This is a genomic window from Streptomyces populi (genome assembly GCF_002911015.1).
Classification (GTDB): Bacteria; Actinomycetota; Actinomycetes; order Streptomycetales; family Streptomycetaceae; genus Streptomyces; species Streptomyces populi.
The window spans coordinates 14,269-26,583 of the sequence record NZ_KZ626858.1; the positions used below are offsets into that span (position 1 = coordinate 14,269).

Sequence of the window (12,315 nt, forward strand, 5' to 3'; positions counted from 1 at the left end):
GCGACCGGCGACCGGCGACCGGTCACTGTCGCCGCTCCGGCAGCGTCAGGACGCAGGACTCGCCCGGCGCCACCGTGACCGTGCGGTCCGCCAGGGTGATGTCGACCGGCGGCTCGTCCGACGCCGGCACGCTGACGCTCAGCCGTCCCGCGTCCAGGTGCACCTGCACACCCCGATGGCCCCGGTAGCGGATCGAGAAGCCGTACTCGGACAGCTCCGGCAGCGGAACCGGGTCGAACCGCAGTGCTCCGCCGCGCGTCTCGAGGCCGGTCAGCCCGCGCTGGACGAGATCGAGGGTGCCCGCCATGGCACCCAGGTGGATGCCCTCCCCCGTGGTGCCGCCCTGCAGGTCGGCGATGTCGCCCCGCAGCGCCTCGTGGATGTACGTCCAGGCCTCGGCGCGCCGCGCCCGGCCCAGCACCCAGCCGTGCACCAGGCTGCTCAGCGTCGAACCGTGGCTCGTACGGCTCAGGTAGTGATCGACGGTGCGCCGCCACAGGGCGTCGTCGACCTCGTGCCCGAGCCTGCGGAACAGGGCGCCGAGTTCGGCGGGCGAGAAGAGGTAGCCGAGCATCAGCACGTCCGCCTGCTTCGACGCCTGGTAGCGGTTGACGCTGTCGCCCTCGGCCTCCAGGATGCGGTCGAGCCGCCGGATGTCGCCGTACCGCCTCCGGTAGCCCTCCCAGTCGAGTTCCGCGAGGTCCCCGTAACCCTCGAACTGGCTGATCACACCGTCGTGGAAGGGCACGTGCAGTCCGCTCGACACGTCGTGCCAGAGATCGAGTTCGGCGGGGTCGAGGCCGGTCCGCTCGACGAGGTCCCGGCGCAGCAGTTCGGGCATCTCGCCCAGCACGTCGAGGGCGCGGGCGAGCACCCAGGCGGCCGTGACGTTGGTGTACGTGTTGTCGTCGAGGCCCGGCCGGGCGGCGTCCGGGTAGGCGTCGTGGTACTCGTCGGGGCCGACGACACCGCGGATCCGGTAGCGGCCGAGGGCGCCGTCGTACCCGGCGAGGCCGGCCCAGAAGCGGGCGATCTGGACGAGCATCTCGGCGCCCTTGGTGTGCAGGAACTCGGTGTCTCCGCTCGCCTCGCAGTACTGCCACACGTTGTACGCGACCGCCGATCCGACGTGGTGCTGGAGGTGCGAGTGGTCGGGCAGCCAGCGCCCGGAACGCGGGTTCAGGTGCAGTTCCTGGGTCTCCTCCCGTCCGTCGCTGCCGCTCTGCCACGGGTACATCGCGCCGGTGCGGCCGGCGTCCTGGGCCGACCGGCGGGCCCGCTCCAGCCGGCGGTGACGGTAGGTGAGCAGGGCGCGGGAGACCTCGGGGAAGTGGAGGTTCAGGTACGGCAGGACGAACAGCTCGTCCCAGAACACGTGCCCCCGGTAGGCCTCGCCGTGCAGCCCGCGCGCCGGGATACCGACGTCGAGCTCCGCGGTGTGCGGGGAGAGCGTCTGGAGCACGTGGAACAGGTGCAGGCGCAGGATCGGGCCCACGCCGCCCCGCACGTCCAGTTCGGCGTTGCGCCACAGTTGCCGCCACGCCGTGCGGTGGGTGTCCAGCAGCGTCTCGAAGTCCCCGGCCCGGCCGACGCGGTCGACGGCCGCGTCCAGCGGGTCCTCGACCGCCGGGTCGCGGGAGGTGTGCAGGGCCACGGTCTTGTCCACGGTCACCGTCCGGCCGTCGGCCAGCGCGATCCCGAGCATCTGGGCGGCGCGCTCCGGGGTGTGCGCGTCCGTGGTCATGACGGGCACGTCCGTGACGGTCCGGGCGGCCATGCCGATGCCGGTCTCCGAGGTGGTGGTGCGGCAGCGCAGCCAGATCGTGTCCGGTTTCCCGGTGCCGGTCCGGACGTCGGTGAGGTGGCGGGAGGCGAGGGAGCGGTAGCGTTCGACCCCGCTGTTGGTGATCGTCCCGTCGAGCGCCGACTCGACCTCGACGGTTCCCGACCAGCCCTCGGCCGTCAGCTCCGTGCGCAGCAGGGCGAGGTGGGGATCGGCCATGTGGACCAGGCGGAGCTGCCGCACGGCGAGGCTCCGGCCCTCCTCGTCCTCGTAGCGCGCGGTGCGTTCCAGGGTGCCCGCGAGCAGGTCGAGGCGCAGCCGGTGGTCGAGCAGCCGGTGGGAGTCGGGACCGAGCCAGGTCCCGCCGGCGGTCCGCACCCGCAGGGGCAGCCAGTTGGGGAGGTTGACCATGTCCTCGTTCTCGACCTGCCGCCCGGCCACCTGCGAGGTCAGACGGTTGTAGCAGCCCGCCGCGTAGGTGCCCGGGTAGTGGACGGAGTCCGCGGTGCACTCCGGGGCCGCGCCGCGGGTCGCGAAGTACCCGTTGCCGAGGGTGCACAGCGATTCGCGCAGGCTTTCCTGCGCCGGGTGGTAGCCCTCGTATTCCCAGGTGAGGTCGTCCATGCCTCCATCCTCCGGTACGGGTGGCCCGCCGTCCTCGCGGCACGCGCGGGGACGGCGGGCCCTCCCGTGGGCCCTCCCGTGGGCCCTCCCGTGGGCTCTCCCGTGGGCCCTCCCGTGGGCCCTCAGCCGGTCCAGGTCCAGTCCGCGACCTCGGGGAGGTCGGTGCCGTGCTCGCGGATCCAGGCGGCGTGCCGGGAGCGCGCGTCGGCCATCTTCTGGCGCAGGGCGGCGGCGCGGACGCCGAGGCCGGGGACGCGGTCGACGACGTCCATGACCAGCCGGTAGCGGTCCATGTCGTTGCGGACGACCATGTCGAAGGGGGTCGTGGTGGTGCCCATCTCCTTGTAGCCGCGCACGTGGAGGTTCTTGTGGCCGGTGCGGCGGTAGGCGAGCCGGTGGACGAGCCAGGGATAGCCGTGGTAGGCGAAGATCACCGGCTTGTCCGTGGTGAACAGCCCGTCGTACTCGAAGTCGCTCATCCCGTGCGGGTGTTCCTCGCGCGGCAGCAGCCGGGTCATGTCGACGACGTTGACGACCCGGACGGCGAGCCCGGGCAGATGGCGGCGCAGCAGGCCGGAGGCGGCGAGGACCTCCTGGGTGGGGACGTCGCCGGCGCAGGCGAGGACGACGTCGGGGTCCCGGTCGCCGTCGGCCGTTCCCGCCCAGTCCCAGATGCCGGCGCCGCGGGCGCAGTGGGCGCGGGCCTGGTCCATGGACAGCCAGTCGAAGCAGGGCTGTTTGCCGGCGACGACGACGTTGACGTAGTCGCGGCTGCGCAGGACGTGGTCCGCCACGGACAGCAGGGTGTTGGCGTCCGGCGGGAGGTAGACGCGCACGACCTCGGGGCTCTTGTTGAGGACGTGGTCGACGAAGCCGGGGTCCTGGTGCGAGAAGCCGTTGTGGTCCTGGCGCCACACGTGCGAGGTGAGCAGGTAGTTGAGGGAGGCGATCGGGGCGCGCCAGTGCAGTTCGCGCGAGGTCCTCAGCCATTTGATGTGCTGGTTGACCATGGAGTCGACGATGTGCACGAACGCCTCGTAGCAGGAGAACAGGCCGTGCCGGCCGGTGAGGGTGTAGCCCTCCAGCCAGCCCTGGCAGGTGTGTTCGGAGAGGATCTCCATGACGCGGCCGTGCCGGTCGAGGTGTTCGTCCACCGGCAGGGTCCCCGCCTGCCAGGCCTTGCCGCTGGCGCCGAAGACGGCCTGGAGCCGGTTGGAGGCGGTCTCGTCGGGGCCGACCAGCCTGAAGTCACGGCGCTCGGAGGTCTTGTTCATGACGTCCTCGAGGAGCTCGCCGAGGACCCGGGTCGGCTCGTGCAGGGTGGTCCCGGGCTTGTCGACGGGGACGGCGAAGCGCTCCAGGGGCGGCAGCGGCAGGTCGCGCAGGAGGAGGCCGCCGTTGGCGTGCGGGGTGGCGCCGAGGCGCCGGGAGCCGTCGGGCACGCAGGCCAGGACATCGGCCACCGGCCGTCCCTCGGCGTCGAAGAGTTCCCCGGGCCGGTAGGAGCGCAGCCAGGCCTCCAACTGCCGCAGGTGTTCGGGGTTCTCACGGACCCCGGCCAAGGGGACCTGGTGGGCGCGCCAGGTGCCCTCGACGGGCTCGCCGTCGACCTCCGCGGGGCCGGTCCAGCCCTTGGGGGTGCGCAGCACGATCATGGGCCAGCGGGCGCGCTCGGTGACGCCCTCCTCGCGGGCGGTGCGCTGGAGCAGCGCGATGCGGTCGAGGGCGTCGTCCATCGCCGCGGCCATGGCGCGGTGGACCCGGTCGGGGTCGTCGCCGGTGACGTGGATCGGGTCGTGGCCGTATCCCCGCAGCAGTTCGTCGAGTTCGGCCTCCGGGAGCCGGGAGAGCACGGTCGGGTTCGCGATCTTGTAGCCGTTGAGGTGCAGGACCGGCAGGACGGCGCCGTCGTGCACCGGGTCGAGGAACTTGTTGGAGTGCCAGGACGCGGCGAGCGGTCCCGTCTCCGCCTCGCCGTCGCCGATCACGCAGGCGACCAGCAGGTCCGGGTTGTCGAAGGCCGCTCCGTAGGCGTGGGCGAGGGAGTAGCCGAGTTCGCCGCCCTCGTGGATGGAGCCGGGCGTCTCGGGGGCGACGTGGCTGGGCACTCCGCCGGGGAAGGAGAACTGCCGGAACAGCTTCTCCATGCCTTCCGCGTCCCGGGGCACGGAAGGGTAGGTCCGGCTGTACGTGCCCTCGAGCCAGGAGTTCGCCAGCACGGCCGGGCCGCCGTGCCCGGGACCCCAGACGCACAGGGCGTCCAGGCCGCGGGCCTTGATCACCCGGTTGAGGTGGGTGTGGACCAGGTTGAGGCCGGGCGAGGTGCCCCAGTGGCCGAGCAGGCGGGGTTTGATGTGCGCGGGGGTCAGGGGCTCGGTGAGCAGCGGGTTGGCCAGCAGGTAGATCTGGCCCACGGCAAGGTAGTTGGCGGCACGCCAGTGGGCGTCCAGAGTGCGCAGTTCGTCGTCGGTCAGTACCGTGCTGTCCTGGTGTCCGGCCTTGGGCATGGTGACTCCGTGGGTCATCGGGGCAGGTCGACGGGGCGGTTCATCGCAGCGCTTCACAGGAGGCGTGATCGGGTGGAGGAGGCGGCATGGCCGACGGGAAGACGGCGAAGGTGCCGCTCGCGGCGTACGAGCGGGAACTGCTGCGGTTGCAGACGGAGCTGGTGAAGCTCCAGGAGTGGGTGCGGACGGAGGGCGCCCGGGTGGTGGTGGTCTTCGAGGGCCGGGACGCGGCGGGCAAGGGCGGCACGATCAAGCGGGTGGCGGAGCATCTGAACCCGCGCGTCGCGCGGATCGTGGCGCTGCCGAAGCCGACCGAGCGCGAACGCACCCAGTGGTACTTCCAGCGGTACGTGGAGCATCTGCCGGCCGCCGGGGAGATCGTGCTGTTCGACCGGAGCTGGTACAACCGTGCCGGGGTCGAGCACGTCATGGGCTTCTGCACGAAGGAGGAGCACCAGCTCTTCCTGCGGCAGTGCCCGATCTTCGAGCGCATGCTGGTGGAGGCGGGTGTGCTGCTGCGCAAGTACTGGTTCTCGGTGAGCGACGCCGAGCAGCAGAAGCGGTTCCGGCGCCGGCTGAAGGACCCGACGCGGCGCTGGAAGCTGTCCGCCATGGACCTGGAGTCGATCACCCGCTGGGAGGCGTACTCCCGGGCGAAGGACGAGATGCTGGTGCACACGGACATCGTCGAGGCGCCCTGGTTCGTGGTCGAGAGCGACGACAAGCGCCGGGCCCGGCTGAACATGATCGCCCATCTGCTGTCCACGGTTCCGTACCGCGAGGTGCCGCCGCCGGTCCTGGAGCTGCCCGAGCGGCCGCCGTCGACGGGGTACGTCCGCCCGCCGCGTGATCTGCAGACCTTCGTCCCCGACCACGCGGCGGGCCTCTGAGGCGCTCATGCCCGCAGGGGCACGACGGCGACGGGGCAGGCCGCGTGGTGCAGGGCCGCGTGGGCGACCCGGCCGAGTTGCAGCCCGACGTGCCCGTGGCCGTCGTGCCGCCGGACCCCGACGACGAGCAGGTCGGCGGCCTCGGAGGCGTCGAGCAGCACCCTGCGGGCGGTCCCCTCGACGGTGCGCCGGCGCACGGTCGCCCCGGGGTGCTCGGCGGCGGCACCGCTCAGCGCCTCGTCGAGGATCTCCACCGCCCGCTGTTCGTGCGGCCTCTCGGGCCCGCCCGCCGTCAGCGGGTGTCCGGCGCTCTCGTGGGCGGGGCACCGCCAGGCCCGTACGGCCTCCAGCGCGACACCGCGTCCGGCCGCCTCCTCGAAGGCGAACCGCACGGCGGCCGAGCCGTGCGCGGGATCGCCGACACCGAGAACGACCCGCCGGTGACGGCCGTCGCGGGCCCGGTTGTCGTGGCTGCCGCGCAGCACGATCACCGGACAGTGGGCGCGGGCCGCGACGGTCAGGCTCACCGATCCGAGCAGCATCTCGGCGATGCCGCCGCGTCCGCGTGAGCCGAGCACCACGGCGGTGGCGTCCATGGCCTTCCTGAGCAGCGTGCCGACCGCGTCGTCGGGCACCACCTCGGTGGTGACCCGCACGGCGGCGTCACGGCGGCCGGCCCGCTCGGCGGCGGTCCGCAGGACGGCCTCGGCCATCGTGCGCTCCGCGCTCCCGCGGGGCCCCTCGGCGAGGGCTTCGCCTTCGTAGCGTTCCCAGAGCGAGGCGTACACCAGGCGCAGCGGCAGTCCGCGCAGGGCTGCCTCGTCCGTGGCCCAGTCCACGGCGCGCAGGGCGAGCTCGGACCCGTCGACGCCCACGACGAGGGGCAGGTCCACCGCGGTCAGCTCCCTTCGCCGAAGTCGAAGACGATCCGGGCCTGGATCCGGCCGTGCAGCACCTCGTCGATGGACTCGTTGACCGCGCTCAGCGGGCGGGACTCACGGATGACCCTGGTGCGGCCCGCGGCGTGCAGGTCGAACACCTCGGCCAGGTCCTGCCGGGTGCCGACGATGGAGCCGATCACGGAGGTGCCGTTCAGGACGGTCTCGAAGATGGGGACCTGGATCGTGCCGTGCGCCGGCATGGCGACCATGACGAGCTTCCCGCCGCGCCGCAGCCCCGTGTACACCGCGGAGAAGGCCTCCTCGTCGACGGCGAGCGCGAGCGCCGCGTGGGCTCCGCCGTGGCCGCGCAGGACCTCGCCGGGGTCCTCCTTGCGGGCGTCGATCACGATGTCGGCGCCGAGTTCCGCGGCGAGTTCGAGTTTGTCGTCGGTGACGTCGACCGCCGCGACGGTCGCCCCGGCGATCTTGGCGTACTGCAGGGCGAGATGGCCGAGTCCGCCCACGCCGGAGACGGCGACGAGCTGGCTGGGCCGGACGTCGGCGACCTTCAGTGCCTTGTACGTGGTGACGCCGGCGCAGGTGAGCGGGGCCGCGTCGAGCGGGTCGATGCCGTCGGGCACCGGCTGGGCGAAGTCGGCCCAGGCGAGCATCTTCTCGGCGTAGCCGCCGTCACACCCGTAACCGGTGTTGACCTGCTGCTCGCACAGGGTCTCCCAGCCGGAGAGGCAGTGCTCGCAGCGTCCGCACGCCTTGCCGAGCCAGGGCACGGCGACCCGCTGTCCCACCCTCAGATGGGTGACGCCGTCGCCCAGCGCCTCGACCAGGCCGACGCCCTCGTGCCCGGGGACGAACGGCGGGTTCGGCTTGACCGGCCAGTCTCCGTGGGCGGCATGGATGTCGGTGTGGCAGAGCCCGGAGGCCTCCAGGCGGATGCGGACCTGGCCGGGGCCGGGCTCGGGGTCCGGGCGGTCCTCGATGACCAGCGGTTCACCGAACGCTCGTACGACTGCTGCTCTCATGGGATGTCTCTCCTTGCGCGGCCGGGCCCGGTCGGTACCGGATCCGGGAGCGGACCGTGGTGCTCACGGGTGCGGGACGACGGCGACGGGGGCGGTGGCGTGGTGGAGCACGGCGTGCGTGACGGGCCCGATGTGGGCGCCGAGCGCGGCCTTGCGGATCCGGCGGCCCACGACCACGAGCGAGGCTTCCCGGGAGGCGTCCACGAGGTGGTTGGCGGGCTTCCCCGACAGGGAGTCCTCGACGATCTCGACGGCCGGGTACTTCTCGCGCCAGGTCCGCAGGGCCGCCGTCATGGCGGCGGCGTCCTCGGCCGCCAGCCGGGCGGTCATCTTCAGGTCCGGGGGCAGCCCGTAGGCGATGTAGGGCGGCTCGTTCCAGGAGTGCACGACCCGCAGCGCCGTGGCGCGCAGGAGGGCCGCCTCGAAGGCGAAGCCGATCAGCGCGTCGTCCGGGCGGCTCGTGTCGAGTCCGAGCACGACGGGGCGGAAGGGCGCGGCGGCGGACGGGACGCCCGTCGGATCCGGCAGGTGCTCGTCGGCGGCCTGCTCACCGGCGCGTACGAAGACCACGGGACGTCCGGCGTGCGCCGCGACGGCCAGCCCGACCGAGCCGACCATGAAACCGCCCGCGCCGCTGAGCCCGCGGGTGCCGAGGACCAGGAGTTCGGCGTCGTCCGCGGCTTTCAGCAGTTCCTCGGCCGGCCGGCCCGTGAGCTGTTCGGTGGTGACGTCGACTCCCGGGTGCCGCAGCCGTACCCCTTCGGCGGCTTCGCGCGGGATCCGTTCGCTCCAGTGCTGGTGGGTCTCGGCTCCCAGCAGCGGTGCCTGGGCCATGGGGTCCGGGGCCGGCTCCCACACGTTGACCAGCCTGACCGGCAGGGCGCGCAGCCGTGCCTCGCGGGCGGCCCATTCGGCGGCCGCGCGGCTCTCGGGAGAACCGTCGAGGCCTACGGTGACGGTGCGGGGCATGGTGTCCACCTCCTGGGTCGACGGCCCGGTCGGGTCCGGTTCCAGCGTCGTGCCCGGACAGCCGGGCGGGGCAGGGGCCACAGGTCCCCGACGGAGGCCGTTCGGCCCTGTGCGGGCGGTCCGGCCGTGCCGGTGAGGCCCGCCGGGGCGGCGCGTGGACGAGGTGACGGTCGACGAGCGGATTCACCGACGCGCCCGGCGAGCCGTCGGACAGGCGCCGGGCGGGCGGCCGTCCGGCGACCCGTGTCAGCCCCGTCATCACAGTGCCCGCGACCGCGGGGATCCGCAGCGCGATACCGCCGATCAGGGCCGGTCCGAACATCTTGTCGAGGAAGGCCCGCAGGAAGACGAACCCGTCGGCGGACGTGGCCCCGCGAGGGCGTACGGACGGAACACCGTGGCCGAGGTGGTCCCTTCGAGGGTACCGGGGACGCGGGGCCGCCGCCCGGCACGGATCCCCTCCCCCGCGGCACACGCCGTGCCCGCTGCCGGAGGACCGCGCTCCGGGCTGAACGGCCCCTTCCCGTGGGCCTGTCGGGGTGACGGCCCGGCACGGCAACCGGTGTCCCGCCAGGCCCGGGCCGGCCGTGTGGGCCCCGCACGACTCCGTGTGGAACCCGTCCGGGTTGTGCATGATCTCTTCCAGGACCCCGGGTGGGGTCGGTACGCCGGATCGGCACACGCCACGACGACAGCGGGAGACCCCTTCGATGACCGTCCCACCGCATCCGCTCGTCGCCACGGCCCGGGAACTGGCGGACCGGGTGCTGGCGCCCCTGGCGGAACGTGTGGACCGGGACGGCATGCCCGCGAGCAGCATCGAGGCCGTGAAGCGGTCGGGGCTGCTCGGGATCGGTGCCCCGGTCGAGGACGGCGGTTCGGCGGCGCCCGCCGCGGTGGTCCGGGAGACCGCGGAGATCCTGGCCGGGGCGTGCTGTTCGACCTGGTTCGTGCAGACCCAGCACCACACCCCGGTGGCGACCCTGGTGAGGAGCGCCCTTCCGGTACGGGAGCGTCTGCTGGGTCCGCTCGCGCGCGGGGAGCTGCTCTCCGGTGTCGCGTACGCCCAGTTGCGTGCCCATCCGCGCGTCCCGGTGCGGGTCACGCGCGAGCGCGGCGGCTGGCGTTTCGACGGGACGGTCCCCTGGTACACCGGCTGGGGGCTGAACGACGTCATGCTGCTGGCGGGGGTGACGGATGCGGACGAGGCGCTGTTCGCGTTCACCGAGGCGCGTGAGCAGCCGGGGCTGCGGCCGTCCCCGCCGATGCGGCTCGCGGCGCTCACCGCGTCCCGGACGGTCTCGCTGGAACTGGACGGGCTGTGGCTGCCCGACGAAGCGGTGGCGCTGCGCACCCCGTACGAGTCCTGGGCGGTCACCGACCGGCCCAGGAACACCAACGCCTCACCGGCCGTCTTCGGGGTCACGGCGGCGGCGATCGGCCTGCTGGGGGACGATCCCCCGGCGCGGCGGACGGCCGAGGCGCTGCGGGCACGTCTCGACGAGGTCAGACGGCGGGCCTACGAACTCGCCGACCACCCGGTGCCCACCGAGCGGATCGAGGAACGCCTGGAGTGCAAGACACGGGCGTACGACGTGATGCGGGCGGCCACCACGGCGGCGGTCGTGGCCGGCGGCGGGCGGGCGATGGATCTGCGCAGCCCGGCCCAACGCCTCGCGCGCGAGGGGATGTTCCTGCTGGTGCAGGGGCAGACGGCCCAGGTGCGCACCGCGCACCTGGGGGCGCTGGGCCCGTCCGGACCGGACGCTCCGCTCAGCCGGTGAAGGGCACCTGGACGGCGGGGGCGGGCGGCGCGGCGGACGGGTGCCGCCACAGGCCCCGCGCGGCGAGGCGGGGCAGGACGCCCTCGCCGAACCAGTAGGCCTCCTCCAGGTGCGGGTAGCCGGAGAGCACGAACTCGTCGATGCCGAGGGCGTGGTACTCCTCGATCCGCTCGGCCACCTCCTCGTGGCTGCCGACCAGGGCGGTGCCCGCTCCACCGCGCACCAGACCGATGCCGGCCCACAGATTGGGGTGGATCTCCAGTCCGTCCCGGCTGCCGCCGTGCAGCGCGAGCATCCGCCGCTGCCCCTGCGACTCGCTGCGGGCGAGCCCCGCCTGCACGGACCGTACGGTCGCCGGGTCGAAGCCGTCGAGGAGCCGGTGGGCCTCGGCCCAGGCCTGCTCGGAGGTGTCGCGCGTGATGACGTGGAGCCGGATGCCGAACCGCGGGTTCCGCCCCTCCCGGGCCGCGAGCCCGCGGATCCAGGCGATCTTCTCGGCGACCTGGGAAGGCGGTTCGCCCCAGGTGAGGTAGGCGTCGGCGTGGCGGGCGGCGACCTCACCGGCGGCGGGCGAGGAGCCGCCGAAGTAGATCTCCGGGACCGGGTCGGGAACCCGGGTGAGCCGGGCGTCCTCGACCCTCAGGTGCTCGCCGGTCAGGTCGACGGTCTTCCCGTCCCACAACTCCCTCACGATCTGAAGGAATTCGCCGGTACGGCGGTACCTGGCGTCCTTGTCGAGGAAGTCGCCGTACGCGCGCTGCTCGTGGCTCTCCCCGCCGGTCACCACGTTGAGCAGCAGCCGCCCGCCGCTGTGGCGCTGGAAGGTGGAGGCCATCTGCGCGGCGAGCGTGGGCGACACGAAGCCCGGCCGGAAGGCCACGAGGAACTTCAGCCGCTCCGTGCGCTGGCTGACCATCGCGGTCGTCAGCCACGCGTCCTCGCACCAGGCGCCGGTCGGGGTGAGGGCGCCCACGAACCCCAGGTCCTCCGCCGCGCGGGCGATCTGGCTCAGATAGGCGACGGTCGGCGGCCGGTCCCCTCCGGAGGCGGTGGCGGGAGTGCCGTGGCCGCCGCCGACGACATGACGGCTGTCTCCGTTGGTGGGCAGGAACCAGTGGAAGGTGAGGGACACGGCGGAGTTCTCCGATCGTGGGGCCCGGTGGCGGGGGAGCCGTCGGACGGTGGCGGGAGAGGCGGCGGCAGCCGTGCCTCTGCGGCGTCGGCGGTCGCTTCTACGGCGTCGGCGGTCGCTTCTGCGGTCGTCGGCCTCAGCCCGTGGCGGCGAGCAGGTGTCTGCGGCCGAGGGCCGCGGAGAACTGGTCCACCACCTGGGCCAGGGCCTCGGCGCTGCCCGGCGCCACGGTGACGCTCCCGTCCCGCCCCGTGGTGATGTCCTTGTCGAGGGTGAACCAGCCCTGCACGATATGGGCGGCTCCCATGGAGTTGAGGACCGGACGGAGCGCGTAGTCCAGGGCGAGCACATGGGCGGTGCTGCCTCCGGTCACCAGCGGCAGCACGGTCTTCCCCGCCAGGGCGTACTGCGGGAGCAGGTCGAGCAGGGCTTTCAGGACACCGGAGTAGGCGGCCTTGTAGACGGGGGTGGCGATGACCACGCCGTCGGCACGGGCGAACAGTCCGGCCGCCTCGACCACGGCGGGGTGCTGGAAGTCCGCGCCGAGCAACGCCTCGGCGGGGATCGTGCGGACGTCGAGGGGGATCACCTCGTGGCCCTGCGCGGCGAGCCGGGTGTCGAGGTGACGCAGGAGCTTGGCGGTGCGGGAGGAGACCGAGGGGCTGCCGGAGACGGACAGGACGGTGGCCATGAGTCCTCTTTCGT

Annotated in this window: 9 protein-coding genes; 2 read left to right on the plus strand and 7 right to left on the minus strand. The window is 73.3% G+C overall.

All coding sequences use genetic code 11. The annotated features are described in order from the left end of the window. Positions 1 to 22 precede the first annotated feature (22 nt). Both CW362_RS12595 and CW362_RS12600 read right to left on the minus strand, forming a co-directional pair. Positions 23 to 2,407 carry a glycoside hydrolase family 65 protein gene (locus CW362_RS12595; RefSeq protein WP_103549505.1) on the minus strand — a complete coding sequence of 795 codons (2,385 nt, stop codon included), beginning with the start codon at positions 2,405 to 2,407 and terminating at the stop codon, positions 23 to 25. A gap of 122 nt (positions 2,408 to 2,529) precedes the next feature. Continuing rightward, positions 2,530 to 4,914, minus strand: coding sequence for a phosphoketolase family protein (locus tag CW362_RS12600; RefSeq protein ID WP_103549565.1), 2,385 nt, complete (start codon positions 4,912 to 4,914; stop codon positions 2,530 to 2,532). An 86-nt stretch (positions 4,915 to 5,000) separates the two neighbouring features. On the opposite strand from CW362_RS12600, the gene ppk2 reads away from it, so the two are divergent. After that, positions 5,001 to 5,804: a polyphosphate kinase 2 gene (gene ppk2 / locus CW362_RS12605; RefSeq protein ID WP_103549506.1), complete on the plus strand. Its 804-nt coding sequence runs from the start codon at positions 5,001 to 5,003 to the stop codon at positions 5,802 to 5,804. A gap of 5 nt (positions 5,805 to 5,809) precedes the next feature. Here the strand turns inward: ppk2 and CW362_RS12610 are convergent, their stop codons facing one another. From CW362_RS12610 to CW362_RS12620, 3 genes are all read right to left on the minus strand, one after another. Next, a complete protein-coding gene (locus CW362_RS12610) occupies positions 5,810 to 6,697 on the minus strand; it encodes a universal stress protein (protein ID WP_103549507.1) in 888 nt (295 codons plus the stop codon). A 5-nt stretch (positions 6,698 to 6,702) separates the two neighbouring features. After that, on the minus strand, positions 6,703 to 7,725 hold the full coding sequence (locus CW362_RS12615; protein ID WP_103549508.1) for a zinc-dependent alcohol dehydrogenase: 1,023 nt from the start codon (positions 7,723 to 7,725) through the stop codon (positions 6,703 to 6,705). 63 nt (positions 7,726 to 7,788) lie between these two features. Then, the gene (locus CW362_RS12620) at positions 7,789 to 8,694 is read right to left on the minus strand and encodes a universal stress protein (protein WP_103549509.1); all 906 of its coding nucleotides are present in this window, start codon (positions 8,692 to 8,694) and stop codon (positions 7,789 to 7,791) included. A 710-nt stretch (positions 8,695 to 9,404) separates the two neighbouring features. On the opposite strand from CW362_RS12620, the gene CW362_RS12625 reads away from it, so the two are divergent. Then, entirely contained in the window at positions 9,405 to 10,478 is a 1,074-nt protein-coding gene (locus tag CW362_RS12625) for an acyl-CoA dehydrogenase family protein (RefSeq protein WP_103549510.1), read from the plus strand. Here CW362_RS12625 and CW362_RS12630 read toward each other — a convergent pair. Both CW362_RS12630 and ssuE read right to left on the minus strand, forming a co-directional pair. Then, positions 10,468 to 11,610 carry an LLM class flavin-dependent oxidoreductase gene (locus CW362_RS12630; RefSeq protein WP_103549511.1) on the minus strand — a complete coding sequence of 381 codons (1,143 nt, stop codon included), beginning with the start codon at positions 11,608 to 11,610 and terminating at the stop codon, positions 10,468 to 10,470. The genes CW362_RS12625 and CW362_RS12630 overlap by 11 nt on opposite strands. Positions 11,611 to 11,746: 136 nt before the next feature. Beyond that, positions 11,747 to 12,301 carry an NADPH-dependent FMN reductase gene (gene ssuE, locus CW362_RS12635; protein ID WP_103549512.1) on the minus strand — a complete coding sequence of 185 codons (555 nt, stop codon included), beginning with the start codon at positions 12,299 to 12,301 and terminating at the stop codon, positions 11,747 to 11,749. Between the last annotated feature and the right edge of the window lie 14 nt (positions 12,302 to 12,315).

What these genes read in the sequence shown, in the direction of transcription:
- ssuE (WP_103549512.1), bottom strand. Translation starts at nt 12,301, where the DNA reads ATGGCCACCGTCCTGTCCGTCTCCGGCAGCCCCTCGGTCTCCTCCCGC.
- CW362_RS12620 (WP_103549509.1), bottom strand. Translation starts at nt 8,694, where the DNA reads ATGCCCCGCACCGTCACCGTAGGCCTCGACGGTTCTCCCGAGAGCCGC.
- CW362_RS12600 (WP_103549565.1), bottom strand. Translation starts at nt 4,914, where the DNA reads ATGCCCAAGGCCGGACACCAGGACAGCACGGTACTGACCGACGACGAA.
- CW362_RS12595 (WP_103549505.1), bottom strand. Translation starts at nt 2,407, where the DNA reads ATGGACGACCTCACCTGGGAATACGAGGGCTACCACCCGGCGCAGGAA.
- ppk2 (WP_103549506.1), top strand. Translation starts at nt 5,001, where the DNA reads ATGGCCGACGGGAAGACGGCGAAGGTGCCGCTCGCGGCGTACGAGCGG.
- CW362_RS12615 (WP_103549508.1), bottom strand. Translation starts at nt 7,725, where the DNA reads ATGAGAGCAGCAGTCGTACGAGCGTTCGGTGAACCGCTGGTCATCGAG.
- CW362_RS12625 (WP_103549510.1), top strand. Translation starts at nt 9,405, where the DNA reads ATGACCGTCCCACCGCATCCGCTCGTCGCCACGGCCCGGGAACTGGCG.